The following is a 26,166-nucleotide window of genomic DNA, read 5'->3' on the forward strand; positions in this document are numbered from 1 at the left end:
TTACGCCAGCGCACTGAGAAACCTCTGGGCGTAACGGAGCAGATAGGGGAAGGGCCAGCACCAACCAAAGGCACGCCGGTAGGCGCAACGCACCTCATGGAGGCGCCGGCGGTGCTGCACGCCGCTGACGCCTCCCTGCGCCATGTGGACGAGTTCAAGATCAAGCGTCTGCACCCGCAGTTGCGGATCGAGGCAGAGCTGCAAGAAGTAGTCGAGGTCTGCGGAGAGGCGAAAGCCTGGGGCGTAACGGGACAGGCGGGAACGGGCGCCTGGCCCGATCAGGGTGGCCTGGTGGGGGGGCGTCGACCCCAGAAACAGCGAACGCCGGTAGGTTGCGCGCCAGCGAAAAGCGGTGGAACGGCCTGGGCGAGAGCCCTTCACATAACTGCCCCTGCAAACGAGCAGATCAGGCGGTGCAGCCTGTGCAGTCAGATCTTCTAGTGCTGCCATGGCTCGCTCGAACACATCCGGTGCTGGTGCCCAGTCGTCGGAGCCCCAGAACAGCAGCCAGTCGTGGGGGCCGGCGGCGGCGAATCCCTGGTTCATGGCCCCGAAGATCCCAGGCTCGGCCGGATCCTGCGGCTGCCAGCAAAGGCGAGCATCCTGGTGGCAGAGCTGATCGAGAAAGGCGCGATGCTCCGGCCCGCTTGGCCCATCGATGAACAAGACGCTCCAGCCGCTGAACGTCTGGCGGCGCAGCGATTCCAGCAGCCGTGGCAGCAACCGGTAGGAATCCAGGGTGGGAACTATCAGCAGAAGCATGGACTCTGAGCCGGGTTCAACCGCTTCACCGAGGCAACAGCTTCATGAAGGCAACAGCTTCACGAAGGCAGCCGGGAATTTGACAGTTCAGATTCCACGAACTCAGGGCACGGCCCCTCCCCCAGCAACCAGCCGTACAACCGGGCGGCCATGGCCGCGACCCGGGGCCAGCTGAACTGGGCTTCCACCAGCGCCCGCCCGCGTGCGCCCATCGCGGCGAGCTCCGCCTCGGGGAGATTCAGCAGTTGGCGCAGGCCTCGCTCGAGATCGTCGGTTGTGGGCTCCACCTTCAGCGCCGCTCCGGCGGCATAGGCCTCAGTCAGATTGCAGGCCGGACTGAGCAGAGCAGGCAACTGCCAGCTCATCGCCTCAAGCGCCGCTAACGGCAGTCCCTCGCTCAGCGACGGCAGCACGAAGGCTGAAGCTGCCGCCAGACACCCCTCCTTCTCGGCAGCAAAACGGGGCCCGAAGGTGAGGCAGCGATCCAGATGCGCTGATCCATGCCGGCTGAGGCGGTGCAGCGGCTCTTCCGGCCCTACCACCGCCAGCCACCAACCCTTGCGGCGCGCTTCCGGCCCAAGGCGATTCCAGGCCTCCAGCAACGGGGCCACGCCTTTCTTGGTGTGTAGTCGGCCCAGAAACAGCAGCACCCGTTCGCCGGCAGGCACGCGCTCGCTCCAGGGCGGCGGTGGACGCGGCTGGAACCGATCAATGCTTGGGGTGCCATTGGGCAGGATGGCGATCGGTCCGCGAAAGCCGAGGGCCCGGATCGAGCGGGCCTCAGAGTGGCTGAGCGCATGCAGGCAACGGGCCCGCTCCAGGGTCTGCTGTTCCCAGAGACGCCAGACCGGCGCCTTCTTCCAGCGGTGCCGGGCCAGGGCCCAGGCATCGAGCATGCCGTGGGGAGCGATCAGCACGGGCAGCTCCTGCTCCAGCGGTGACTGCCAGGAAAGATGACGCTCCTGCCGCTGATCAAGCGGCCATGGCCAATGTAGCTTTTTCGTTGTCCAATTCTGGCGGTGGCGGGTTGATCCACACCACTTCGGGTTGACGCCAGCAGCGCGTTGAGTGGCTCCATCGGCGGGGATGCAGTTGACGCGCCTGTTCATAGACGTGGGCTCTGTGTCGGCAGATTTCGACGGCCTGGCCGCAATGGCGCTGGTGGGGCGTGACGAACTTGATGCCGCTGTGGCGGTGCTGGTGGTTGTACCAGACCACGAATGACGCCACCCACAGGCAGGCCTCGTCCTTGCTGCTGAACGGACGGCTCGGGTAATCGGGCCGGTATTTCACGGTGCGGAACAGGGATTCTGAGTAAGGGTTGTCGTTGGAAACCCTTGGCCTGGAGAAGGATCTGAGTACACCGAGCTCCTCCAGCCTTGATTCGAGCGTGGCCGCGCGCATGGCATTGCCGTTGTCGGCGTGGAGAATCAACGGAGGGCGCTGCTGGGTCCCGAATCCCCGATGGCGAGAGATGCGCTCGCGCAGGCAGGCCCTACTCACCAGATCAGCAGCAATCTTGGCGTCCTCTCGTTCAGCGATATCCCAGGCCACGACTTTGCGGCTCCACACGTCGATCACCAAATAGAGGTACAGCCACACACCACGGACAGTGGTGGGCAAGTAGGTGATATCCCAACTCCACACCTGCTTGGGGCCATCGGCTCGGAGCCGCGGCACTGGTCTGGGTTCCTGAGGAGGCCTGGCACGGCCACGGCGATGGGCTTGCCCATGGGTGTAGAGCACCCGGTAAAAACTGCGCTCCGAGCCGATATAGAGAGAACGGTCAGCAAGGATCGGCACGATCTGTCCCGGCGGCAGCGCGGCGAATTCCGGCTGGTTGCAGGTGAGCAGGATCCGTTGGCGTTCCTCATCGCTGAGGCGGTGAGCCACATGGCGATGGCTGCCTTTCCTGCCATCGGTCCCATCCCCATCACCTGCGAACTGTCGGCGCCAGCGCTGCAGTGTGGTCAAGCCCACGCCCAGCAGCATGGCCAGCTCACTGGCTCGGGCTCCGTCAGCGATGCCCTCATCCAGGATCTGCAGGGCCTTCCGGCGATCGTCCGGGGTCGTCAGTCGTCCCCGTCCTCTCCCCAGAAGGCCTGGATCTTTTTTGCCGCCAATAGCAGGGCGGCTGCTTCTGCAAGGGCCTTCTCCTTACGGCGCAGCTCCTGTTTGAGCTGCTTGATTTCACGCTGGTCCTGCTGATGGCGGTGGTCCAGATCCTTCTGCTCTTTCAAGGTGAGCACTGGCTTCTTGTTGGCATCCTGGGCTGCTTGGCGCCAGCGGTCTACCTGCTTTGGGAAAAGACCACGCTCCCGGCAGTAGGCGCTGAGCTCAGTCGAGTTAAAACCAGCGGTCTCCAGCACCACCGTGAACTTGTCGGTGGCACCCCAGCCCTCGGGATCTTTCGCCGATGCCGGCACCACTTCACCCTGCAACCGCCAGGTCTTCCTCCATTTGTAGAGGGTGATCACGTGGATGCCCAGCTCTTCTGAAATCCTGGCCACGCTCTGCCTGTGCGGTGGGCTCATCCGCCTTCTCACATCAGCCTTGACGGCCTCGCTGTATCCACGCATTGAACTGCTCCATTAAGCCCCCTGGTGGTGAAAGTGGTCGAGATGGAGAGGCGTCAACTTTGCTGGCAGAGGGGGCAGCAGCCGCGCCAGGCGGGTGGGGAATTGCCAGAGCCCGTGCACATGCAGCAGATCGGGCCGCAGAGCGCGCAACTGAGCGGCCAGGCGACGGTCGCCCAGCACGGGCAATTGGCCGCAACTGGCGTACCACTGCGCGGAAATCCCGCGCTGCTGCAGAGCCTCAACCAGCTGGCCAACGGAGCTATCGACACCCCCTGGAGCAATCCCGTCGGTGCGGGAGAGATGAAGGATCGAAACGGGCTCGGTAGGCAGGGGCAAGGGATCCATTCGCTGCTGGAGCATAGGCAAGGCCTCAGCGGCGCCCCACCACCAGCGCCGGATGACCCGCCACGATCACGCCCGGCTCGATCAGCCCGGAGGCCACCGCAGCCAACGCCACCACAGCTCCAGCACCCACCTGGGTGCCAGGGGCCAACATCGCCTGGGCCGCGATCCAGGCGTCGTTGTCGATCAGGATCGGCGCCACCTTCAGCTCAAAACCGGGCGAACGAACATCGTGGTTGCCGGTGCAGAGATAGGCGCCCTGGGAGATGCAGACCCGATCGCCGAGCGTCACTGACGCCAGGTTGTCGATCCACACCGCTTCCCCCAGCCAGCAGTGGTCGCCCACCACCAGGCGCCAGGGACATTTCACGCGCAGCCTGGGTTTGAGCCGACCACCGGCGCCGATCTGCGCCCCGAACAGCCGCAGCAGCCATTGGCGCCAGGGCGTGCCCGGCAGCTCTGAGGCCAGCAGCGGTAGCCCGACCAACAGCCAGAGGGCCTGGCGCCAACGCGGGGCTCCAGGAGTCCACCAGCTGGGCAGGCGGTAGTGGCCGAGGTCTTGCACGGGCCGGGGCAAAAGGGGATCCATCGCTAGCATTAAGTCATCGCTGTGCTGGCAAAGTGATGGCAACGATCAGTGTCAGAGGACTGGATGATTCGCAGCTGGAGCGCCTGAAACAGGAAGCACGCGCTGAAGGTGTGAGCCTGAACCGCAGGGTGCTGCAGGTGTTGCAAGGATCCACGGCAACACCAAAATCGGGTTCTCACCATGATCTAGATGCCCTGATCGGTGCCTGGAATGACGAAGACGCAGCAGAATTTGCCGCCGCCGTTGCCCCATTTGAGGCCATCGATCCAGCCCTCTGGAAGTAATGCGGCCGATCGCTCTCGATACCAACACCTATGCCGCGTTCCTGCGAGCGGAACCAGTGGCCACCAAAGTGTTTGAGAGTGCAGATGTACTCCAGCTGAGCACCGTGGTTCTGGGGGAATTGCTTGCGGGGTTTGCCTGCGGATCACGGGAAGAGCGCAACCGCGATCAACTGGCGCAATTTCTGGCTTCCCCACGGGTCAGTGCCATGCCCCTAACGAGCACAACCGCCGACGCCTATGCGTTGATCTACCGAAGCCTTCGCAAGCGCGGCACCCCCATTCCAACCAATGACCTCTGGATCGCCGCGTCTTGCCTGGAGCACGGCACAGCCTTGTTCAGCTACGACAAGCACTTTGCTGTTGTTGAAGGGTTGCGCTGGGGTCAGAGCCTGGAAGCGTTTCTCCCCTGAGTTGACAGAGCATCGAGCTGGCAGGCAAGAGCCAGCGCCAGAAAGGCAGCCCCGCGCGGAAACCTGGGATAGCCATGGGCCTGGTGAACGGCTTGTTCCAGCCCACCAGCAAAAGAATCCAGGCTGAACGCCTCTAGCCGCCTGCGAGCTTCAGCCAACATCCCTAGGCGTTCGGAGAGGGGCTGGGCTTCGGCGCGGTGCAGGGCGACGGTGAGCTGGGCGGGGTCGGCTGGATCAAACAGCCAGCCCGTTTCGCCGGGGGTGATCAGATCGGCCGCGCAGCCGCAGGCCGTGCTCACGATCACCTGCAGCCCTGCCGCCATCGCTTCATTCACCACCAGCCCCCAGGTGTCTTTGCGGCTGGCCAGCACCAGGGCTGAGGCCTGGCCGTAGGCGCAGGCGATCGTCTCCTGGTTGCGGAAGGGCTCCACGCCAACCTTCTCCGGCTGGGGCAGCCGGGCGATCGCCTCGCCCAGGGCTCTTGCCTGCGGGCCCTCGCCACCACCGCCGATCAGGCGCAGGCCCCAGCGGCCACCCTGGCGCTGATAGGTGGCATAGGCGGCCAGGAGCCCGTCAAGGTTCTTCTCGGGGATGGCGCGACCCACCCAGAGAAAGTGCGGCACCCTTTTCAGTGCTGACGCCTCGCTGCGGGCGCAGGTTGCAGCAGCCGAGAAGAAGGCGTTATCCACCACATCCCACGGCTGAACAATGGCTGCTGCGGGGAATCCGAGCTCTATGAGATAGGCGCGACTTTCCTGGCCGGCCACGAGCGCGGCGCTGTAATGGCGCAGCAGCAGGCGCTTGCTCCACTCCCTGAGATGCTGCCGCGGCGCATCTCGCCAGCGGCTGTCGGCAATCAAAACCGCAGGAATGTGGCGGCGCCGCGCCTGCCAGAGCAGCTGTCGGTAGGCCCGATCGGCCCAGCCCACGGTGAGCACCACATCGGGGCGCACGCCATCGAGCAGGGCGGTGAGTTGCCGCTCAAGCAAACGTGCAGCTGGATCCTGCTCTGGGCCGTCGGCACCCTGAAGCGCATGGCGGCGATAGGTGCCGGCAGGCTCGAAGCTCTAGGGATATTCCTGCGAGTGGGGCCGGGTTTCGAGCACCTCCAGATCGAGATGCGCGAGCGCGGCCTGGAAGCGGGCATTGTGATACGGGCCGATGCGGTGCAAAGCCAGAAGGGCCCTCATGCGCCGATCGCCCCCAGCACCGCCAGCAGCCGCTCGCCATAGCGGGCCCAGCTGTACTCCTGGGCCCGCTGGCGGGCCGCCGCCGCCATGGAATTCCGTAAGGCTCTATCCGCCAAAAGCTGCTCGATGCGATCGGCCAGGGCTTCGGCGTCGCGGATGGGCACGAGAAAGCCCTCGATGCCGTCGCGGATCACGGAGCCGCACTGGGGCGTGGTGATCACCGGCAGGCCAGAGGCCATGGCTTCGAGGGCCGAGAGCGCCATGCCTTCGGCGAGGGTGGGCAGCACGAACAGATCAGCTCGGCGAAACTCCTGCTGCACCTGGTTGCGGGGCACCGCTCCGAGATAGGTGGGGCCCAAGAAAAGGGGATCGCTCACGTTCACCAGCTGCGGACCCACCACCCGGCACTCGAAGCGCAGGCCTTTCGCCTGCAACAGGCGGCAGGCCGCCGCCAGCACGTGGCTGCCCTTGCGCAGGCCGACCTGCCCCACCATCAGCAACCGGCCAGGTTGGGGATCAGGCTCCAGCGCCAACCACTGCTGCGGCACCCCATAGGGAACGATCCGCAGCCGGGCCCGATCACAGCCCAGCGCCACGGCGCTCTGCAAGCAGGCGGCCGACGGCACCAGCACCCGATCACACAAGCTCCATTTTTCAAGGCTGCGGCACAGATCCCTCGCCACGGAATCTTTGCAGGGACCGCGGCGTTCGATGCCGGGATAGCGGCGTTGCTCATCGAGCAGCAGCAGGCCGGCGGCTGGATCCAGGAACTGCTCATGCACCACCTTCAGGCCCCACGCCTTGGCTTGGCGGAGGGCGTCAAGGTCGTTGTGAACGAAGTTGGTGTAAACGGCTTCTGCCCCCGCGAAGCGCTCGCGCAGGGCACGCTGCAGCAAGGGAGCGGCGCTGTCGCGGCGGCAGAGCATGGCGAGCGGCTGGTCGTGCACCAGATTTCGGGGCAACTCCTGGGGTAGACGCCGGCTCAGGAGGCGCTCAAGGGGTCGAGGCCGTAGACGGCTGGGCAGCCATCGCGCCAGCGCCTGCAGCGGGCGGTGCTCGGCGTGGATGTCGGTGTAGAAGGCAGCCAGGCAGGCGGCATCGGCCAGCACGGCCGGTACGGCGTAGTGGTGGCGGGCGCCGGGTTGGAGAACGGCGTAGCGAGGCATCAGTGCGCCTGGCCACAAAATTCAGTCATTCATGACGGTGTTGATCTCCTCCACCTCGCATCCTTTGAAGCAAATCAATTTTGTGTAGCTCACAAGTCCACCAAAACAATGAGGCGCTGTAAGTGGCCAAGATAAGCGATTTTACAAGGCCATGAATTTTGCTCGCAGCCTATTAAATTAATCTTCATTGCGAGAGGGTGTCATCGCATTCGATGGATATGTGGCGCTATCAACAACCGGCCAACAGCGAAACCGAACATCCTTAACGGTTTAGTACGCACTAAATCATGCCAAGAAAGCGAACGGCCAGCCAGCAATCGAGCCCACCCCCAAATCCTAGCTCGCAACCGAACTCGCAAGAATGTGGCCTTGCTGCCACGGGCGTAGAAGGGCATGAAGGCCAAAGGACCTTTTAGCGCATCAGCTTGGTGAGACCGGCCTAACCCTGATTTCGAATGTTCTGGATTAGCAATGCCACCATGTTCCCCAAACTGCCGATAGGGGAGGTAGCTTTCAACACCGCGTGCCTTAAGGGCACCTCGAAAAATCAACAAGCCAATGCACTATGCCCTGGTCTGAGCTAGATTAGATTGATGACATTCTAATTCTGCAGTGGGTCAGAGAGGCTTCTGGGATGAACAGCAAAGAGTCGCAAAGCTCAAGGAGAAGAAACCGGTTCTCCAGCGACTTTCTGAATCGATCCCGTGGGAATCATTCCGGCCACTTCTCGATAAGGGCTATGTGCAAGAGCGCAGGAGCAATGCTGGGCGTAAGAGGATTGATCCCTTGATCCTGTTCAAGATGCTCGTTCTCCAGCAGCTCTTTAATCTCAGCGATGAAGAGCTTGAATTCCAAGTCAATGACAGACGCTCCTTCGAGGAGTTTGTCGGCCTTGGCGTGATGAACAATATTCCGGATGCAACTACTGTGGCTTTTTTTAGGGAGCGTCTCCGCAAGGCAGGGGTCATAGAGGAGCTGTTTGAGATGTTTGAGGCGTATCTCCGCACTCAAGGCCTTCAAGCTCGTGGAGGTCAGATCATCGATGCAACTCTTGTCCCGGTTCCCAAGCAACGCAATACCCGCGAAGAGAACAAGGAAATCAAAGCAGGGAGGCTGCCGGAAGGCTGGGATGAAAGCCCAGATCGGTTGCAGCAGAAAGACTTAGACGCTCGATGGGTCAAGAAGAATGGTATCAGCTACTACGGCTACAAGAACAGCATCTGTATCGATGTTGACCATGGATTCATTCGCAGGTATGCAATTACACCAGCCAATATTCATGATAGTCAGATGCTTCCACGGCTCCTTGATCCAGAAAATGAGCACGACTTTGTATGGGCGGACTCAGCCTATTCAGGGCAGTGCTTTGAAGAACTGCTTAGCTTGGGAGGCTTTGAAAGCCTGATCCATGCAAAGGGATCTCGCAGTCACCCGCTCAATGAGGCAGCTAAGGACCTGAATCGTGTCAAGTCCGCAATTAGGGCCTGTGTTGAGCATGTCTTTGGTTGCATGACCATGTCAATGGGTGGAAAGCTGACGAGAAAGATTGGACTTCCAAAGAACGAGGCATGGTGGGGCCTCAAAAATCTGACCTTCAACTTCCTTCGATATCTTCAGCGCACGACCCAAGTGGTGGCAGCGGCCTAAGTCGCAGACGGACGAACCCTGATTGCAGGGTAACTTGTCAGTGTTTTTTGTCGGCTTCTGATTTTCCGCCGCCCTCTGGCGGCTTTTTCATGCTCTCAGAGCTGAGGTAGATTGGCCATTATTCGAGGTGCCCTTAAGCCAATAGCCTAACCCTGCATCCCAAGGAGCATAGACACCGCTGGGATTGACAATGCACTGTTCTTCAAAAAATTTCAGCATCATCATTGCCACTGCTGGAGCTATTACATACGCCACCGTTCCCCCGGCATGGCCTCGGGCACATTTTGGAGACGACGGCATATCCCAAAACTGAGGGCCACAGGCATAAAGATATGCCAAGCTAGTATGAATACGATCTGCAGGAATGGGCAGTGTCAGCCCTCCAAAGCCCAATACCGGAACAAAATCTGCCTCAACGATAATCGAGGGTGCATCACTCATTGCAACCATGCGCCAGGCATTGGCATGATTAACGAGACATCGATAGCTGGCGGAACAGGATTGCTCTTGTTCCGAGTAGGGACCGCGCACAATCTGCACTAGAAAACCTTCGGAGATCAGCACTTTGCTCAATACTGAGACGTCTTCTCGGTGGGCAACAATAAAGACATTTTTGGAGAATTGATTTAATGCTGCTGACATCGTAACTATGCGATTTTCATTGTTTTCAAGCGCTCCTCCATCAACATCACACTCAGCAGAAGCTCCACATACATCCGCTGAAACGCATAGAACCAGCCGCGCCAGCCATCCAGCAGGCCCCGCTTCCAGATCAGACAGATCAACAGAATGGCAAACGGGGCGATCACATGCAGACGGCGGATGCGGTCGGCAAGGGAAAGCTGCGCCGCGGGGGTGGCGTTCAGCTTGGCCACTTCCAGCCTGAGATACCGCTCCTGAGCCCAGAGCCAACGAGCCAAGGGTTTGCGATCGTCATGGAGGATCGGCTCACTCAGCTCTCCGCAGCGGCCCTGGAGCACCAAATCCTGGGTGTGGCCATCATCCACGTACCGGCCATCTTCTCGGCGAAACAAGGCGATTCGGGGGGGGAGCACCGTGCCGGAGAGGGGCCTACCGAAGACGCAATAGCGAAAGGGGATCCGGTAGCCAGCCAGGCCTGGAGAATCGCTGTCATTGGCCTGCTCGGTGGCCCGCGCAATGGCCTGCTGTAACCGATCGGTGATCAGGTAGTCGGCATCCAGGCTCAACACCCAGTCCTCGCTGATCTGGTCCAACCCGAAATTCCACTGGCGCGCATGCGACTCAAAACTGCGCGTGAACACCTCCACCTGTGGATGCTGGCTCAGGATCTCCAACGTGCCATCCGTGCTGCCGCTGTCGATCACCACGATCCGCCGGGCCCAGCTGAGCCGCTCCAGCACCCGGCCGATGTTGGCCTGCTCGTTGTAGGTGAGGATCAGCGGGGTGATCAGCTCAAGGGATTGCACGGTCATCACCAATCAAGCCACCGGCAACCGGGCCTGCAGACAATCGGCATAGGCCTCCTTCAGGTTCGCTCCGATCACGTCCCAGCTGAAGGATTTGCTCGCCAGTTGCCGCGCTGCTGACCTCATCTCCGCTGTTGGACCCGCCAGGGCGGTGATCAGGCACTTGGCCAGGGGTTCGACCTGGCCTGGCACCATCCAGCCAGCGCCGGCTGCCTCGATCTGCTCGGCGATGGCCACTTCTGGCGAGAGGATCGGCGGCGTGCCGACGGCCAATGCCTCGATGGCGGCGATGCCGAAGTTCTCCGACGCCGAGGGCAGCACGAACCAGTGGGCCACCGCCAGCTCCTCCCATTTCGCCCGTCCCTCCAGAAAGCCCAGCCAGCGGCATCGATCGCCCAGGTTGAGAGCCTGCGCCCGTTGGCGTAGGGCCGTCACGTAGTCGGCCTCGCCGTCGCCGGCGATGGCCAGCTGCCAGGCGGCGCCCGGCGCGCGGGCCTGCACCAGGGCCAGGGCATCGAAAAGTACTTCCAGCCGTTTCTTGGGATGGAGCCGGGAGAGAAACAGAAAGCGCACCGGTGGCGCTGCTTCAGGGAAAGGAAGATCGGGCGGTGCCTTCACCCCCAGGGGCAGCACCAGGCCCGGCGCGGTGAGCCCCAGCTGCCGGGCCTCGTCCTCCTCAGCGCTGGTGGTGAAGTGCAGAGCCGCCGCCCCCTCCAGATTGGCGCGCTCGAGCAGGCGAAGATAGAGTCGCTTACGCCTACTGCCCTGCTGCAGACTCCAGACGCAGAGCTGGCCAATGGTGCTCACCACATAGGGAATGCCAGCGCTGCGGGCATAGGCCATGGCGCCGCTGGAGGGGTAGGAGAACAGGGCATGGATATGCAACAGATCGAACTGTTGCCCGTGGGCTCTCAACCAGCGGCTGAGCCCGGGGCTGAAAGCGAAATCGCGCACGGCCGCCACAGGCGCAGCCCAGCGCCGGAACAGCAGCACCGGCACCCCTTCGACAGCAGACCACTGGCCGATCGGCAGATCGCAGAGGCTGCCGGGGCCGTGGTCATCGGTGCTGAGAATGCGCGCATCCACCCCCGTCTGCCTCAGGGCGGCCGTCATCTCCAAGGCGGCCACGCTGGGCCCGCCGCGCAGGGGGCTGATCGAGGGGATCACGTGCAGCACCTTCACAGTGGCAGCCCGAACGGTGGCAGCCCGGTGATGGCGGCATAGAGCGTTTTCAATTCAGCGCCGTAAGCCTTGAGGTTGTAGCTGGCGGCCCGTTTGATGGCCGGCTGCCGCCGCCGGCAGCGCGCCGCTTGATCGCGCCAGTCAGCCTCGATCGTGCGGGCAGCGCCAAGGGGATCCAGCGGATCGATGGGCACTCCCACGTCAGCGGCCAGCTCGGTGAGCGGAGGGCGATTGCTGCAGTAGACGGGACAGCCTTGGGCCATGGCTTCGAGCACAGGCCAACCGAATCCCTCCTCCAAGGAGGGAAAGATCAGGCCCTCGGCGTGGGCGTAGGCGGAGCGCACCAGGCTGTCGTCAACGTTGGTTAGGGGTGTGATCCATTCGCCAGAGCCAAGGCGAGCGATCAGGTCCGTTTCTTGAGCGTTGAGCGGTGCACCGATTAGCAACAGCGGGAGGCGAAGGCAGCGAGCCAGCAACTCGGCGTGAATGCGCAACACCATCGAGCGATTCTTGTACCAGGCGCTGCTGCCCACATGCAGCCAATAGTGCAGCGGCAGGGCCTGATGCCGCTGGGGATCCGGCACCAGAAAAAAGGGATCGAGCGGGTTCGGCAGCAGCGTCATTCGCTCGGTAGGAAGCTGCCAGAGCGACAGCGCATCGCCTCTGGATGCTTCGGACACACAGAGCAAATGGCGGCAGCGGCGCAGGCAGCAAGCATTGATCCACTGATACGGGCTGAAGCGCGGCGAGGGATGGGTGCTGGGCTGGCCGGTGCCGGCGCGCAGGGAAATCAGATCATGCAGGGTGAGCAGATGGGGACGCTGCTGAATCAGGGGCAGGTAGACAGCGTTGCCTTGGTCAAGGATGTGAACCAGGCGAGGCCTGGACCTGCCTGGCCGGTGAACGATCCAGAGGAGGCGCAGGGGGAACAGCAGAAACTTGTCGAGAAAGCCCGCCCAGCGAAAGGCGCGCGCGTGGGCTGGAAACCAGCGGCAGAGCATGGGTTCTGGCCGTACCAATCGGACAGGAACGTCCTGCAGACGAAGGGCCTGCATCACCAGCTCCGCATAACGCTGCATGCTCACCTGGCGATCCGGGAGGTAATTCCCCACCAGCAGAATTGGAGCCGAGCCCACGGGAGGCACCTTTAACAAAACGGCGTTTGCTCCGGGCTAAGAACGAACTCTTGCTGCTCGCTCTGGCGATTCCAGAGCTGGCGGTAGAGCCCCTGAGGATGCTCAATCAGCTGCTCGTGACGCCCCCGTTCCACGATTTGGCCATTTTTGAGCACCACGATCTGGTCGGCCTGGCGCACGGTGCTGAGGCGGTGAGCAATCACCAGCAAGGTGGGCTGCCGTTCCAGGTTCGCCAGTGCTTGCTGCAGCAGCCATTCGCTCTGGCTGTCGAGGGCGCTGGTGGCCTCATCGAGGATCAGCAGATCGGGATCACGCAGCAGTGCCCGCGCCAATGACAAGCGCTGGCGCTGGCCGCCGCTGAGGCGATGGCCGCGCTCACCGAGCAGGGTGTCGTAACCCTCGGGCAGCTCGGCGATGAAGCCGGTGGCCTGAGCTTGCGCCGCCGCCGCCTCGATCTGGTCGCGACTGACCCCCAGACAGCCGAAGGCGATGTTGGCCGCCACGCTGGCGTTGAACAGAAAGGTGTCCTGGCTCACCACGCCCAGCCGCCGCTGCCAGCTGCCCAGGTCGAGCTGGCCAAGGTTGTGGCCATCGATGAAAATGCTTCCCTCGCTGGGCTCATAGAGGCCGGTGAGCAGATCAGCGATCGAACTCTTGCCCGCTCCGCTTGGGCCCACCAGGGCCAGGGTGTGGCCGTGGGGCAGTTCCAGGCTGAGCTGGCGCAGCACCCAGGGCTCCTGGGGGCCGTAGCGCAGCCCCACCTGCTCGAAGCGGATGCCCTGGCGCAGGGCATCGAAGGGAACGCCGCCGCGGCGGCGGAATGGCTGGCCGCTGGGCAGCAGAAACCGGTTGAGGCGTTCGAGGTCAGCGGCGTTGGCGTTGAGGCTGGTGAACGACTGGGCCACGATGTTGAGCACCATGTTCATGCGCTGCAAGGCCAGCACAAAGGTGACCAAGCTCGGCAGCACGCCGGAAACCCGCGCGCCGAAGGCCCCCACACTCACCAGGGAGATGGCCGACACCACCAGGATCGGCAGCAGGCTGTCGAGGGGGTCAAGGGCGGCGGTGAGGCGGCTCTGGCGGCGACGCGCTTGCTCCTGTGCGTCAAGCGCGGCTTGAAAGGAGGCCACGGCGGCATCGAGCTGACCAAGGCTGTGCAGCAGCCGCAGGCCCTGGATGTCTTCGATCAAGCGGCTGCTGATTGCCACGCCGGTGTGGCTGAGGCTGTAGGCCGTGCGGCGGATGCGCGGCAACAGGTGCCGCTGTAGCACGCCCACGACGGCACCGATGGCAGCGGCGGCCAGCAGGAGCCAGGGCGAGAGGCTGATCAGCACCACCAGATAGGCCACGCCCATCAGCCCCTGGGTGAACAGGTTGTTGAGGGCGGCGATCTGACGCTCCACCGCCGCCGGACCCGTGTTGGCCAGTTCGGTGAGGTCGCCCACGCGATAGCTGCTGGCATGGCCGAAGCCGAACTCCAGGATGCGCTGATGGATCAACGCCTGGATGCGCTGAAAGCAGCGGGCTGAGACGTATTCCACGCTGACGCTGCTGAGGTATTGCAACAGCGCCTGGGCCGCCTTGAGCCCCACCGCCAGCAGGATCAGCAGCATGAACAGCCGCTGGGACGGCAGTGGCGTTAAGGCGGGCCACCAGGCCGGCAGTGTCCCCTGGCTGGCCACCTCCACCGCGAGATACACGGTGCCGAGGCTGGCGCCCTCCAGCAACGCCCGGCCCAGGTTGCCGATTGTGGCCAGCGCCAGCAGCCGCCACTGGTCGCGGGCGGTGCGGCGGATCAGGCGTGTGGCCGGATGGACCATCAGCCAGCTGGCGGCTGCCAGGCCTGGCAGATCAGCGCACAGATCCGCTCCACCTCCCTCAGGGGCAGATCGGGATAGATCGGCAGACACAGCACCTGGCGTGCCGCCCGTACCGCCTCGGGGTAGCAGGCCGGATCGGCGCTGGCATTGCTGCGGTAGTACTGAAACTCGGGGATGAGGGGATGGAAGTAGCGCCGCGCCACAATGCCGTGGCCGCGCAGCAGCTCCAGCAGGGCATCACGGCTGATCGGTGCGTCGTCTTGCACAAGCACGGGCAGATAGGCGTAATTGGGCTGTGCGGCCTGGCTGAAATCCGGCAGTTGCAGGTGATCCAGGCCAGCGAGATGGCGCTGATAAGCCTCGGCCACGGCTCGGCGCTGGGCAATGGCTGCCGCCATTCCCGGCAACTGCGCCAGCCCCACTGCCGCATGCAGTTCACTCATCTTGGCGTTGATGCCGTTGACAGCCACGCTGACCTCATCAACAAAGCCGAAGTTCTTGAGGCGATCGATGCGTTTTTTGGTCTTGGCGTCAGGGCTGATAATGGCGCCGCCCTCAAAGGTGTTGAACACCTTGGTGGCGTGAAAGCTGAGAATCGAAAGATCACCGTGCTGCAAAAGCGAACCGCAGTGGCAATCCACCGCGAAGGCATGGGCCGCGTCGTAGATCACGCGCAGGTTGTAGTCGTCGGCGAGGCGCTGAATCACCTCCACATCGCAGGGAAAGCCGTAGCAATGCACCGCCAGAATGGCGCTGGTGCGCGGCGTGATCCGTGATTCGATGCTTCGAGGATCGAGCCCGAAGGAGCGGGGGTTGATGTCGGCGAACACTGGTTCGAGACCATTCCAGCTGAGCGCTTCGCTGGTGGCAATAAAGGAAAAGGGGCTGGTGATCACCTCGCCTTGTAGCCGCAGGGCTTTGAGGGCCACCAGCAGCGCCAGGGTGCCATTGGCAAACAAAGACAAGTGCTCCACGCCCAAATAAGCGGCCAGCTCTGTTTCCAATTGCTGATGCAGCGGGCCGCCATTGGTAAGGATGCGCCGATCCCATACACCCTCCAGCAGCTTCACCACATCCGCCAGCGGCGGCAGGTGCGGGCGGGTGACGTAGATCGGCTCCGGCGCTGAGGTCATGGAGCTAGTCGGTGCACTGGGTAAGGTATGGCATCTTGACAGGGCCTTGCGCAATAGCGGAAGCTTGCTAGCACGATCCGGAAATAGTGAGGGATTTTGCGAAAAACAATTTTCCAGGCAAAATGCTGAGACTCAAGCCTGATTGGGCCAGATCAATCAGGACCTAAGGACCGCCAGTTGTGCGGATGGAAACAGAGCTGGGCTTCAAATTAGTAGACCAAGCAGGAATTCTAATCAGAAAAAGGACTTCCGATGAAGCCCATATGAATGCATCAGCTTGGCCTAAGGAAAAGCCTGGTGATGCTGCCAATGTTACCAACAAGCAGAGGCAATAACAAAGAAGCGGTTTAGATTTAATGCGAACTAAAACTACTAAAACCAAGAAGGAAAGGAATTTATGCTTAGGATTGGCCGAGCAAGGAATGCCAGAATGAAATTTATGCAAAGCCGGAACTACGGTGGTTTACGTAGGCTCCTGCGTGAACTCATTAGGGATTCCTGAAAAACGAAACCAAGGCAGCCCCTCAAAATCCAGGTACTTCGCCGAAACAGCCAGCGGCTCGAGATTTTCTATACCGCAATCAGCAAATCGCGCGATTGGCCGCTGAGCGAGTAGTAGCCCTCTGAGTCGTCGGACTGGAGGCTGTACAGACCCAATAACCAACCCAGAACAAGGACAAAAAAGAGGCGCAGCAGCCTCAGTACCTTCTCGGAGCACATCACGATAAAGGCCATCGAGATCGTGGTCTCGGCACCATGCTTGAGTTTGGCCATGATGCGATCCAATGAATACTTGCGCTTGCCAGCACCAAAGGATCCCTCCACCTCATTGCGTCGGCGCTGATCAGCACTGAGTTGCTGCTTGCGGGCAGCATTCAGCTCTGGGTTCTTTGGGGGACGCCCCAAAGGCTTGCCTGAGAGCCGGATTCCGTTTCTCATGCAGAAGTGCCTATTCTCGCGATTGATGTAGATACGATCAGCGCAGATCCGCTCTGGGTAGCAACCATTGTCCTTCTTGTATTTTTCTGCCTGAGCAATGAGATCTCCACCTTCGTTGTCTGGATCCCAACTGATGCGATGAAGAAATGGGAATCCATTCTCCACAGTGACGCTGATTTTGGCACCAAACTCCACAGCTGCCCTTGCTTTTCCTCGAACGATCGGCCTTACCTGCTTCTGAACCAGGTGCACCAGCCGATGGGGAATGCTTCTGGAGTTGCTTTCAAGAAGGATGGCTTGCTGCCGTGCCAGTTCACTGCAGGCCAGAAGCTTCTGCCACCAGTGCTGCTTGAGGGCAGAAAGGCTTGCCCCAACAGCGATCAACGCGTCGATCGACTCAAGATTGCGCTGCAGGTAGCTGAGCTGCTTCCTCACTGCAGCCTTGATTTTGCGCAGCCTTGGCTTTTTCTGCTTGGCGATCGTGAGGAAGCTGAAACGAGCTTTTTCGCGGTTGTAGTGGGGGCGATGGCGTCCAAACCCTGTGGACTGATGGCAAAGATCATCGATAATCTTTTCAGTGCCATTCCTGGCCTCGTTGAGCAGCTTCAAATCGGTAGGGTAAGTAATGTCTGCAGGGGTGCAGGAAGCATCAATGCTGATCGTTCCCCAGTTCTTGCCTTCTGGCCAGTCAGCTGGCTTGATCATCGAATCAAGTGAGAGCTGCGCGCCACCGTCTCCATCTTGATGATCCGGCTCATCGCTGTCATCAACTCTGGCAGCGACAGCTTCAACCAGTATTTCTTTGCCGCGCTGCACGATCAGCTCATTGATCTTGCGCAGGTCTTCATCTGATAGCCGCTTACGGAAATGAACCATCATCGATGGATCAAAAGGGGCTTTGCTTGAGTAGCCAGAAAAAGCAAGAAAGTACTGCATGTATGGATTTTCCTGGATCTGCAGCACAGTCTCCTCATCACTCAGACCAAGCCGCTGCTTGATGTAAAGAGCGCCAAACGCTAGGCGTACTGATTTGGCAGGAGCTCCGATCGTGGCGCTGAACTGTGGTGCGTAGGACGATTCAAGCTCTTCCCACGGTATCAACTGAGCAAGAACCACCCAGCGGTTATCTGGATCAAGTGTGCCGCCAAAAGGAAGGTGGAACTCCTCGATGGAGAGCTGGCCATTATGATGTTTCCGATACATTCGTGGCCGTTACACGATGTAGCGAGCAAGGATTCGCTCGCTCAAGGCCAGTTTAGCGCCTTTGATTGGCTCAAACCAGCTGCAGGGCAGGGGTTTTGACTTTTTCAGGAAGCCCTCATTAGAAAAACAATTTTTGTTGCCCCGGTACGTAAAAAAGAATGGCTGCAAGACCTCTACAAACAATTCGACCAGAAAGAAGGGGAAGGAACGGTTTCGCTTGATCTGGGATGTGGCGTAAATCCCAGAAATCCATTCAGATGCAGTCAATCACTGGGGGTCGATATTCGCAAGTCCGATAGCGTTATTCGCTGTAATTTAGCGATAGAGCCTTTGCCATTTGATACTTTGAGTCTGCAAGCCATCACTGCCTATGATGTCCTTGAGCACATTCCGCGAGCTGCTTTAGGGATGCCCAATGATGCGGAGGATGGGGAGGGCAGCGCTATGCGTTTCCCATTCATCGAACTGATGAACGAAATCCATCGGTGCTTGAAAGCTGATGGCCTGTTCTTTGCTGCTTTCCCGTGTTATCCATGGCCGATGGCCTTTCAGGATCCAACCCATGTCAACATCATGGCGGAGGATACGATTCGTCTTTACTTCTGCGGTGAGAACCCTTGGGCGCGGATTTACGGCTTTAACGGCAGGTTTCGTCTACTCGATGAAGGCTGGATTGATAGCCATTTCCATGTGTTGCTAGCACGTGGCTGATTCAGCGGGTCCAGCCTATCTAGCCACGCCCTATTTCATGCGTGGGACCGGTTTGGGTAATCGCCTATTTCAGTGGGCTCACTGCCGTGTGTATTGCGACAGGCAAGATGTTCCGATGGTCGCACCGCGCTGGTGGCGCCCTGCCTTGGGTCACCTTGTCCGGGGGACTGTGGGACCAGAACGATTTTTTAGCCAGATTGCCCTTGTGGGCTTATTTCAGCGGGGATCCGCTGACTTGCCCTGGTTTGCAGGGCTGTGGCCAAGGATGAAAGGACAGATCATCCGTGAATCCATGGCGCTACCAGTAGTGTCAGCAGCACCAGGATCACTGCTGCTCTTTGATTCTCTTCAATGTTCTTTTCATTCTCTCAATGCCTATCAGCCAAGCCTGACAAGTGCATTGCTGGACATCACACGCCCGGCCATCAGACGCCGCCTGAGGGCTTTACAAGAGCCTATGATCGGGATCAATGTGCGTTGCGGTAAAGACTTCCGGTACCCATTCAGGGGTCGTGACAGCGAACATCGCTACGGCTGACCCTTGACGGCGGCCTGATTGCCGGTTGTATCTCAGGTAGAGACTGCCTGAGATGAGAGCCCCTCCTGCCGGGATTTCAGAAGCGGACTGGTTGGCATGGCCGGCCAGTGCCCGTTTTCTGATCCTGCATCAACAGCAGGAGATTAAAGTGCTGCGCCAGGAGAACGAACAACTCCGAGCGGAACTCACCGCCCTGGCGACGGAACTGGCCAGCCTGCGCGAGCGGATCGGGCGAACGTCTCGCAACTCTTCCAAACCACCCTCCAGCGACGGGCAGGGTTTTAAGCAGCCCGAACGCCGTAAAGGCAGTGGCCGCAAGCGGGGCGGCCAGCAGGGTCATCCCGGCAGTGGGCCGGAGCTGCTGCCGATCGAGCGTGTCGACGAGGTGGTGGATCACCACCCGGAGGCCTGCCGCCGCTGCGGCACCCTGCTGCAGGGAGATGACTTTGAGCCGTTGCGTCACCAGGTGATCGAGATTCCACCGATCACGCCGCTGGTGATCGAGCACCGGCTGCACCGGTTGGTGTGCCCCTGCTGCTCCACCAGCACCTGCGCCCCGTTGCCGGCCGATGTGGAGCTCAGCCGCTATGGGCCTCGCCTCAGTGCCCTGGTGGGGCTGTTGGGCAGTGCCTTCCCGTTGAGTTTCAGCAAAACCCAGGCGCTGCTCGATCAGTTGCTCGGGGTAGAGATCAGCCGCGGCGCGATTGCGGCGATCCGCAGGCGACTGAGTGCAGCCCTGGAGCTGCCGATGGCAGAAGCACTGCAGGCGGCGCGGCAGCAGCCGGTGGCCTACGTCGATGAAACCGGTGCTCCCACAGGCAATGCCGACGGACGCAATCCCGATAGCAGACGCGGCTGGCAGTGGGTGATGGTGACGCCAGTGGTGACGGTGTTCCTGCAGGGCCTGAGCCGCTCCACAGCGGCGGCGATCGAGCTGCTGGGCGATGCCTTTGGCGGCATTGTGGTGAGCGATCGCTTTTCCGCTTACAACCACCTGCCAACCCATCAACGGCAGCTGTGCTGGGCGCACCTGATCCGTGATCTCACCGCTATCGCCGAACGCACAGGCGCCAGCGGTGAGATCGGTCTGGAGTTGTTGGCTTTGCAGCAGCAGCTGTTTGAGCCGTGGCACCAGTGGAAGGACGGAACGATCGAGTGGCCGCAGCTGCAGCAACGCTGCCAGCCGATTCGTCAATCGTTTGAGGCCACGCTGCAGCGCGCAGTGGATCTGGGCTGCGAGCGGGGTGAGCGAACGCCGTGGGCCCAGACGGTGCGCACCTGCCGGCAGCTGCTGCAACGACGAGAAGCCCTGTGGACCTTCCTGGAGAAGGAAGGGATCGAGCCAACCAACAATGCCGCCGAGCGTGCCCTGCGCCAGTCAGTCATCCAGCGCAAGATCAGTCATGGTGTCCAGTCCGCCAGCGGTGCCGTTTGCCGCAGCCGCCTGCTAACGGCCACGACAACCCTCAGGCAGCAGGGTCGGGATGTCTGGCAGTTCCTGGAGCAGGCCTGGATCGCCCATCACAGCGGCGGAGTGATGCCCTCCTTGCTGCCGGATCCCTGAACTTCTCAATACAGGCTGTTGCTTCTTGGGTCGAGCTGATAATCGAGCGGTGATGGATTGAAACGGCGATGTGTCCCGGCCCCTAAATGGGTACGACTTCCGTTCACCCCCCGAGGAAGGCGCAGGCAGCGAATGGGTGGGATGGTTGCAGCAGACGCCGATCAGTTGGTTCCGTGAAACCCTGTTGACCGTGCGCGGCAGGGCTGGGTACGCGGTGCCGGCCCTTGTGATATCGGATGGTGACCGCTGCCAGTTGGAAGAACTGCTCGCACTGCCGGCCGTTTCCTTGCTTCGCCCTACGAATGCCTTGCTGGACCTATGGATGTTGGCTCGCTGCCGACTCTTGCTTGGTACCGGATCCTCCACATTTTCTGCCTGGGCGGCCTTTCTTGGACAACAGACCGCGATGACGGCTCCCGGAAAACCGATGACGAATTGGGGCTTGGAACCCCAACGTGGGCAGCTGATTGGGGTGTTTAATCCACGAAAACCCGATGATTCTGTGATTGAAGCGATGCTTGGCTCACTACAGACAGCGCCGGGTTTTCTGGCTTGAGTTCGACAGTTCAAGGCTGTTTACTATGATCAAGTCTGAACCGATAATGCTAGCCTCCAGGTCAGTCAATTCAACATCCAGTGTGGCATTGATGTGCTAAGCAAAAGTTACCCATATCGGCTTACTAGTTTAGATTGAAATCAAGATTGATGGCCATGTGCTTGGGAGTTGCCGCTCTCTGCCTATTTGCATCATTAGACAGGCCCTTGCATTGCTAAGAGGAATGCAAGGGCCTGCTTCTATTTGGTTCAGTGAGAAATGGCGTTTAGGCCAAAATCTGGGCCACCATTGTCAGTCAGCACAAGTTGAATCGAATTGAGTGTAAGTGCGGAATACCCTTATAAAACCACAATAGAGCCTTTTGCAGTTTCTTCCCTGCATATTGTTTCCAGCTCCGCTTTCTGTGCCTCTTGTGCATACATCAAAGTGGGAGGAGCCAAGAATGAACCCAAACTCAGCCCCACCAGGATCAGTACGAATGGATCGCCATACACCCCGCTGGCGGCCATGAAGAAGGGCACATTGGCCAGGGCAAAGGAGACCAAGCCCATGTAAAGGTTGGCACTAGACGGTTCAAAATTGCGCATCAGGCCGACGTTGCGTACAAGAAGCCGAGAGAACTGAACAAAAATCAAAAGCAATACCACCACGCCTGGCACACCCAGTTCGCTGATCAGCTTGCCCACTCCAGACTCGCTCACCCAAGGGTTGGCCACTTGGCCTGCTGCATTGAGACCAAGCTGACCTGTCTGGGCCAAGGCTCCGGCACCAAGACCAATGACCTGAGAGTTTTCGATCGCTGGCCAGATGGCATTGATCCCCAAGCTGCTAAAGCGCTCCCACAAATCACCTGGGATCGTGGAAGCACGCCAGAAGAAGGGATTGAGGTCGACAAGTAGATTGGGGAACAGGGCCAACATTCCCAGCGTGCCAAGGCCGATGGGCACGAGCACACCAGTGAGGATGCGGTCGCGCATGCGAGTGTCGCCGCGCAGGATCTGTAGCAATAGCATCACCAGCACAAAGATCACGACAAGCACCAGTGCTTTTCGGCGGCCTGTGAGCAGGGTGAGGAAGGTGCACACCAGGGCACCTAAACCATAAATGTTGTTGGTGGAACGGCTGGGGCTTGACCAGCCATAGACCATCAGCAAGCAGGCCGCGGTGGCCAGATGCGTCGCCGCCAGCTCGCTGCTGCGCCAAAGACCGGATGCGCCTTGCTGGCTGATCGAGCCATCAGCAGTGGAGAAGTGGATCAGGATCCCTCCCCCCACTTCGCTGAGAAGGTTGCCCCATTCCACACCTTGGTGGGTAAGCCAGACGCTGAACGACCATGGAACAGAAAACAACAGATAGATGCCAACCACGCGTCGCAGGGTTGCCGGCGCGAGACCGAGCTGATAGCCCATCCATAGGCCGAGCAGAGGAGCAAGGTAAAAACCCACACCAATCATCGTGAGCGTGGGTTGGCCGAAGCGCAGCAGAGAGTTGAAAGCCTGGAAGCCAAGAATTCCCAGGAACACAGGCACCAGAGCTGCCAGCTCCTTGCTGCCGAAGAACATCCAACTCAATTGAAGGCTGCCTCGCCGCTTGAAGCAGAGCACAGTGGTGATGACGAAGAAGATGAGCACAATCCCCACCATCAGGCCCGGCTGTCCCTGGGTGATTTTGCGCAGGGGATCCTGCAAAAAACCCAAAGCAATCGTGATCGTCAAGGCCGAGCGCCAATCGGAGCTGAGCACCCACACCGCTAACGGCACTAGAAAAAGAGCAACCAGCATGAGACTCATAAGAAGCCCTCTCTTGGCGCAGTACAAAATACTTTTAACAACATAGCAAAGCCATCGCGTAGTAGCTTGTTAGATGAAACACAGAATACATAGCAAAGGATGGCTGGCGCTCATTAAATATGGCTAGCAAATAATGTATGCCTTTGGGCATTATCTGCTATGCCAATGCCGAGGAAACCATGTTGTCCTCTCAGGTCTTGATGTTTCGACTGATTAGTTTTGGTGGAGCCTTCATGAGTAATAATGCTTGAACAAGAGCCCGCAGTTCACCTATGAATTTTACCGGAATCCACCAGGGATGGCGCAAGTGAAAGCGTGTGCGAACTTCTCGAAATGGCTTTCGAAAAAGATACCAGAATCTATCCCAGCCCCGGCCACAACGCATGGCGTAGTAGCAGTCGCCTACGCCGTAACGGGGCGAGGCGCTGGTGAGATGGGACCCGCGCGAACGGGTTCCGCCGCTGGGGGAAGCCAGGTGGTGGATGGAAGCTTCGGGAGCGAAGCGAATAAGGCCGCCTGATGCCACCAGGCGTTTGGCAAATTCTGATTCGAAGCGTGCTGCTACTGGCGGTGGAAATTGCTCATCGAAACCACCGAGTTCTGTCGCTTCCTTTCGCTTAACGCTGAGGTTACAGGCGATCACGTTCTCGATCCAGACCGGCTCGGTGCCATTGAAGGCGAAATCAAGATCACGCCAAAGAACTGAACCGGTTGGACGATGTCTGTGGTATTCAGGAGACTCGCCCGGCTGTAGCACCTGTCCAACCACGGCCCAGGCTTCTGGCTGGCAGGCGTGGGTCTCTAGATGGCTGCTCAGCAACGTCGTTGAAGGAATGATGTCGTCGTCGAGATAAAGTATGATCTCACCATGGCCTTCAATTAGACCGCAATTCATAGCGCTGGTGAGATGTGGCTTGGGTAGCCGCAGCCAGCGCAGTTGGCCGTTGGCAACAAGTTCGCTGAGCTGCATTTCAGTTGCTTGCTCATGGTGCGGAGTCTGATCGATCAGCAGCAGCTCCGCTGTTGCTGATCCGAGGCGCGGTAGCGCTTTAATCAGGGGCAACAGGGCGTACACCGTATCCATCAGCACCTGTTCACGGTTGTAAGTGGGGATGACGATGCTTAGGTATGGAGATGGCATCGGGTGTTAGCAACTAGTTCGATTTTAAGTTCGCGCTAACCGTATAGACACGGCTGGCGATCAATGAGAAGGACCATGACCAAAAGGGCTATTGGTGAAATGAATTGTGATTCGTGAGGACTGCCTGCAGGAACAGCTGGTTATTTAATCTTGCTGCTTGGCCTTACGCTGGTAGAGAAACAAGGTTGCCAAAGAAATCACCGCAATCGGCTTTGTCTGTGATTTTCCGAAGAGAGCCAGAAGCTTCAATCATGTACAGATGGTAGTGAGAATAAGACAGTATTTCAAGAACCTGCGGCAATCTATTGGTTTGAATTTCTATCAATAATGCGTCAATGCGCTTGCCGTCGAGCAGCTTGCGCGCGCCAAGAAGAGCCTGAACTTCATGGCCTTCCATATCCAGCTTCCAGAGTCTTATTCTGTTGATATTGTGAGTTTCTGAGTAACTGTCAAGAGTTGTCAGCTCAATTTGCTCTTCTGCAAGTTGCGAGGATACATACCAATCGGTGCGCAAAGTTGAGCGACTCCCTGCCAGTCTAATCATGAGCTGTCGCTTGTGATCACTTAATCCAAGTGGTATCACGTTTACTTCCCAGTTTGGGTACTGCGTTAGGCAACTTTCGAGCCAGGCTCTCTCGCTGACAACTGGCTCAAAAGCAATGACTTCTACGCTTGGTAGGTATGCCAGGCTGACAACCATCTGGCCAATATTGGCTCCACTATCTACAAATAGTCCGCCAGTGGATAACCAGCTTTTGATCCATTCCATCTGAAGCGGGCCTTCATAGTCTCCATAAACTAGCCAGCGATGAGTTACTTCCGTAAGGTCTAGCTTCCACACGAATCCATTGGAGAGACTTACTGTGGCAACACCGAGGCTTGAAAGTTTTTGGCCATAGATGCGCTCTAAAAAACCTAGTTTTCGCGGCAGGGGAAGGGCGCGAAGAAATGCGAGTCCAAATGGTAAGGTATTCATTATTCTTGGTTTGAGTTGTTAATCATTTTGATTGGATTTTTAGAGCTTGAATTTTGGGCAGCACGCAAGCAGTGTTTCTTGTCAAGGGTATTCAGTGATCAGCAGCTGATTGAGCAGCCGCTGAGGCGTGAGGCCACCAAGAGCAGGGCTTAGTCTCAATGGGCTACAGATCCTGCTTAGAAAGTCGGCAACGACACGTGGTACGTACGTTGCCCTGTTCCTGCAAAGCAATTGGCCGTTGACTTCTGGTCATAGGAGAGCCCCGCCATTGATTGACATCAGCGCACTCCCCAGTGCGTTGGACTTTCTGGTGGCCAGGGATGGTGATTGCATGATTGGGATACCGTTGACCTTACGACCCTGATAAGCTCGAACTTCCTGGTGAGTTGAATATCTTGCTGGCACTACATCCTTAGGGCGTAGAAGTTCAATGGCAGCAAGTTCGGAAGATTGTTTTGTATCTTAATCGAGCGCCCTGAAAAGCCAGTTTAGGCATCAATGGTTAGGCCACTAAAACTGTGAAAGCTTGAATTAATGTGGCGGTAAACTGAAGAACTTATCGAAACCGTTGAGGCCATTTCAAGAAGAGATAAAGCCAGGGGGGAGACGCGCGAGCTTGGCTCCTTCGGTTGCTGCGAATGTCCCCTTCATCTGATTGAAGGGATTTCAAGAGATCACCGAGATCTCCAGGCACATAGGCCAACGAAGGCCAATCAGTTTCATTGAGCGGATGAAAATCTCGGACGTAGGGTTCATTGTAACGGCCTATAGACATCCAAAGCTTTAGATATTTGTCTGTGTCTAATTCATTACTGTGACCCCAGCCCATGAGCTTTGTATTCAGTCCTTGATGGCTTCGTGCCCAGCTTTGGTGCAGGAGGAGCGAGTCACTACAGATCGACAACCGGCCATCTTCGTTGCTGCGCCGATGGAAACGATAGTTGGGCTGATTGGTTGCAATCGGTGGAGTGATCTCACTGGGGGGGGGCAATGAGAAAATACCCCTCTTCAGCTTATTTGAACAGGGTTTCCCAGGTGGGATAGACATCAATCGCCTGTT

General features: G+C 59.3%; 26 protein-coding genes. 7 read left to right on the forward strand and 19 right to left on the reverse strand.

The features are described 5' to 3' along the window. Genes ACXMDM_RS08315 through ACXMDM_RS08340 form a run of 6 tightly spaced genes read right to left on the reverse strand, consistent with a single transcriptional unit; the run spans nt 1 to nt 4,272 of the window. On the reverse strand, nt 1–762 hold the full coding sequence (locus tag ACXMDM_RS08315) for a glycosyltransferase (RefSeq protein WP_259723031.1): 762 nt from the start codon (nt 760–762) through the stop codon (nt 1–3). Nucleotides 763–821: 59 nt separating this feature from the next. Further along, nucleotides 822–1,679, reverse strand: coding sequence for a glycosyltransferase (locus ACXMDM_RS08320; RefSeq protein ID WP_259723030.1), 858 nt, complete (start codon nt 1,677–1,679; stop codon nt 822–824). 55 nt (nt 1,680–1,734) lie between these two features. Next, complete coding sequence (locus ACXMDM_RS08325) at nt 1,735–2,886, reverse strand: IS3 family transposase (RefSeq protein WP_499570388.1); 1,152 nt, start codon at nt 2,884–2,886, stop codon at nt 1,735–1,737. Next, entirely contained in the window at nt 2,835–3,296 is a 462-nt protein-coding gene (locus ACXMDM_RS08330; RefSeq protein ID WP_313772235.1) for a helix-turn-helix domain-containing protein, read from the reverse strand. The genes ACXMDM_RS08325 and ACXMDM_RS08330 overlap by 52 nt, the downstream gene beginning before the upstream one ends. A 57-nt stretch (nt 3,297–3,353) precedes the next feature. Continuing rightward, entirely contained in the window at nt 3,354–3,701 is a 348-nt protein-coding gene (locus tag ACXMDM_RS08335; RefSeq protein ID WP_499569371.1) for a hypothetical protein, read from the reverse strand. 10 nt (nt 3,702–3,711) lie between these two features. Beyond that, complete coding sequence (locus ACXMDM_RS08340; RefSeq protein ID WP_313772327.1) at nt 3,712–4,272, reverse strand: WcaF family extracellular polysaccharide biosynthesis acetyltransferase; 561 nt, start codon at nt 4,270–4,272, stop codon at nt 3,712–3,714. Nucleotides 4,273–4,307: 35 nt separating this feature from the next. On the opposite strand from ACXMDM_RS08340, the gene ACXMDM_RS08345 reads away from it, so the two are divergent. Both ACXMDM_RS08345 and ACXMDM_RS08350 read left to right on the forward strand, forming a co-directional pair. Then, nucleotides 4,308–4,556, forward strand: coding sequence for a FitA-like ribbon-helix-helix domain-containing protein (locus ACXMDM_RS08345; RefSeq protein ID WP_313772328.1), 249 nt, complete (start codon nt 4,308–4,310; stop codon nt 4,554–4,556). Further along, nucleotides 4,556–4,966: a type II toxin-antitoxin system VapC family toxin gene (locus tag ACXMDM_RS08350; RefSeq protein WP_313772329.1), complete on the forward strand. Its 411-nt coding sequence runs from the start codon at nt 4,556–4,558 to the stop codon at nt 4,964–4,966. Before ACXMDM_RS08345 ends, ACXMDM_RS08350 begins: the two co-directional genes overlap by 1 nt. Here the strand turns inward: ACXMDM_RS08350 and ACXMDM_RS08355 are convergent. The 3 genes from ACXMDM_RS08355 to ACXMDM_RS08365 all read right to left on the reverse strand — a co-directional run bounded on the left by ACXMDM_RS08355 (nt 4,939) and on the right by ACXMDM_RS08365 (nt 7,322). Further along, entirely contained in the window at nt 4,939–5,955 is a 1,017-nt protein-coding gene (locus ACXMDM_RS08355; RefSeq protein WP_499569374.1) for a glycosyltransferase family 4 protein, read from the reverse strand. The two genes, ACXMDM_RS08350 and ACXMDM_RS08355, sit on opposite strands and share 28 nt — an antisense overlap. A gap of 78 nt (nt 5,956–6,033) precedes the next feature. Next, nucleotides 6,034–6,156: a hypothetical protein gene (locus tag ACXMDM_RS08360; RefSeq protein ID WP_499569376.1), complete on the reverse strand. Its 123-nt coding sequence runs from the start codon at nt 6,154–6,156 to the stop codon at nt 6,034–6,036. Continuing rightward, a complete protein-coding gene (locus tag ACXMDM_RS08365; protein ID WP_499569378.1) occupies nt 6,153–7,322 on the reverse strand; it encodes a glycosyltransferase family 4 protein in 1,170 nt (389 codons plus the stop codon). The genes ACXMDM_RS08360 and ACXMDM_RS08365 overlap by 4 nt, the downstream gene beginning before the upstream one ends. A gap of 612 nt (nt 7,323–7,934) precedes the next feature. On the opposite strand from ACXMDM_RS08365, the gene ACXMDM_RS08370 reads away from it, so the two are divergent. After that, nucleotides 7,935–8,969: an IS5 family transposase gene (locus tag ACXMDM_RS08370; protein ID WP_499569380.1), complete on the forward strand. Its 1,035-nt coding sequence runs from the start codon at nt 7,935–7,937 to the stop codon at nt 8,967–8,969. An 87-nt stretch (nt 8,970–9,056) separates the two neighbouring features. Here the strand turns inward: ACXMDM_RS08370 and ACXMDM_RS08375 are convergent, their stop codons facing one another. The 7 genes from ACXMDM_RS08375 to ACXMDM_RS08405 form a co-directional block, all read right to left on the reverse strand. Continuing rightward, on the reverse strand, nt 9,057–9,611 hold the full coding sequence (locus ACXMDM_RS08375; RefSeq protein WP_499569382.1) for a hypothetical protein: 555 nt from the start codon (nt 9,609–9,611) through the stop codon (nt 9,057–9,059). 5 nt (nt 9,612–9,616) lie between these two features. Further along, the gene (locus ACXMDM_RS08380; protein WP_499569384.1) at nt 9,617–10,423 is read right to left on the reverse strand and encodes a glycosyltransferase family 2 protein; all 807 of its coding nucleotides are present in this window, start codon (nt 10,421–10,423) and stop codon (nt 9,617–9,619) included. Nucleotides 10,424–10,429: 6 nt separating this feature from the next. After that, complete coding sequence (locus ACXMDM_RS08385; RefSeq protein ID WP_499569386.1) at nt 10,430–11,599, reverse strand: glycosyltransferase; 1,170 nt, start codon at nt 11,597–11,599, stop codon at nt 10,430–10,432. Beyond that, entirely contained in the window at nt 11,596–12,735 is a 1,140-nt protein-coding gene (locus tag ACXMDM_RS08390; protein ID WP_499569388.1) for a glycosyltransferase family 4 protein, read from the reverse strand. The genes ACXMDM_RS08385 and ACXMDM_RS08390 overlap by 4 nt, the downstream gene beginning before the upstream one ends. An 11-nt stretch (nt 12,736–12,746) precedes the next feature. Next, on the reverse strand, nt 12,747–14,555 hold the full coding sequence (locus ACXMDM_RS08395; RefSeq protein ID WP_313772444.1) for an ABC transporter ATP-binding protein: 1,809 nt from the start codon (nt 14,553–14,555) through the stop codon (nt 12,747–12,749). Further along, nucleotides 14,555–15,688 (reverse strand): DegT/DnrJ/EryC1/StrS family aminotransferase, encoded by a 1,134-nt coding sequence (locus ACXMDM_RS08400; protein ID WP_313772443.1) that lies wholly within the window; start codon nt 15,686–15,688, stop codon nt 14,555–14,557. Before ACXMDM_RS08400 ends, ACXMDM_RS08395 begins: the two co-directional genes overlap by 1 nt. A 570-nt stretch (nt 15,689–16,258) precedes the next feature. Further along, nucleotides 16,259–17,830: an IS5 family transposase gene (locus ACXMDM_RS08405; RefSeq protein ID WP_499569391.1), complete on the reverse strand. Its 1,572-nt coding sequence runs from the start codon at nt 17,828–17,830 to the stop codon at nt 16,259–16,261. A gap of 345 nt (nt 17,831–18,175) precedes the next feature. Here ACXMDM_RS08405 and ACXMDM_RS08410 point away from each other — a divergent pair, with 345 nt between their 5' ends. The 4 genes from ACXMDM_RS08410 (at nt 18,176) to ACXMDM_RS08425 (ending at nt 21,199) form a co-directional block, all read left to right on the forward strand. Further along, complete coding sequence (locus tag ACXMDM_RS08410; RefSeq protein ID WP_313772233.1) at nt 18,176–18,541, forward strand: hypothetical protein; 366 nt, start codon at nt 18,176–18,178, stop codon at nt 18,539–18,541. Nucleotides 18,542–18,806: 265 nt separating this feature from the next. Further along, nucleotides 18,807–19,079, forward strand: a complete 273-nt coding sequence (locus tag ACXMDM_RS08415) for a hypothetical protein (protein WP_499569393.1) — start codon at nt 18,807–18,809, stop codon at nt 19,077–19,079. 52 nt (nt 19,080–19,131) lie between these two features. Continuing rightward, on the forward strand, nt 19,132–20,643 hold the full coding sequence (gene tnpC, locus ACXMDM_RS08420) for an IS66 family transposase (RefSeq protein ID WP_499569395.1): 1,512 nt from the start codon (nt 19,132–19,134) through the stop codon (nt 20,641–20,643). 253 nt (nt 20,644–20,896) lie between these two features. Next, on the forward strand, nt 20,897–21,199 hold the full coding sequence (locus tag ACXMDM_RS08425) for a hypothetical protein (RefSeq protein WP_499569397.1): 303 nt from the start codon (nt 20,897–20,899) through the stop codon (nt 21,197–21,199). Between the two features lie 338 nt (nt 21,200–21,537). On the opposite strand, the gene ACXMDM_RS08430 is transcribed toward ACXMDM_RS08425, so the two are convergent. From ACXMDM_RS08430 to ACXMDM_RS08440, 3 genes are all read right to left on the reverse strand, one after another. Then, complete coding sequence (locus ACXMDM_RS08430; protein ID WP_499569399.1) at nt 21,538–22,980, reverse strand: hypothetical protein; 1,443 nt, start codon at nt 22,978–22,980, stop codon at nt 21,538–21,540. A gap of 199 nt (nt 22,981–23,179) precedes the next feature. Continuing rightward, nucleotides 23,180–24,130, reverse strand: coding sequence for a glycosyltransferase family 2 protein (locus ACXMDM_RS08435; protein WP_313772491.1), 951 nt, complete (start codon nt 24,128–24,130; stop codon nt 23,180–23,182). Nucleotides 24,131–24,293: 163 nt separating this feature from the next. Next, nucleotides 24,294–25,106, reverse strand: coding sequence for an FkbM family methyltransferase (locus tag ACXMDM_RS08440; protein WP_313772492.1), 813 nt, complete (start codon nt 25,104–25,106; stop codon nt 24,294–24,296). Nucleotides 25,107–26,166 lie beyond the last annotated feature (1,060 nt).

It is taken from the genome of Synechococcus sp. CS-603 (assembly GCF_977929215.1).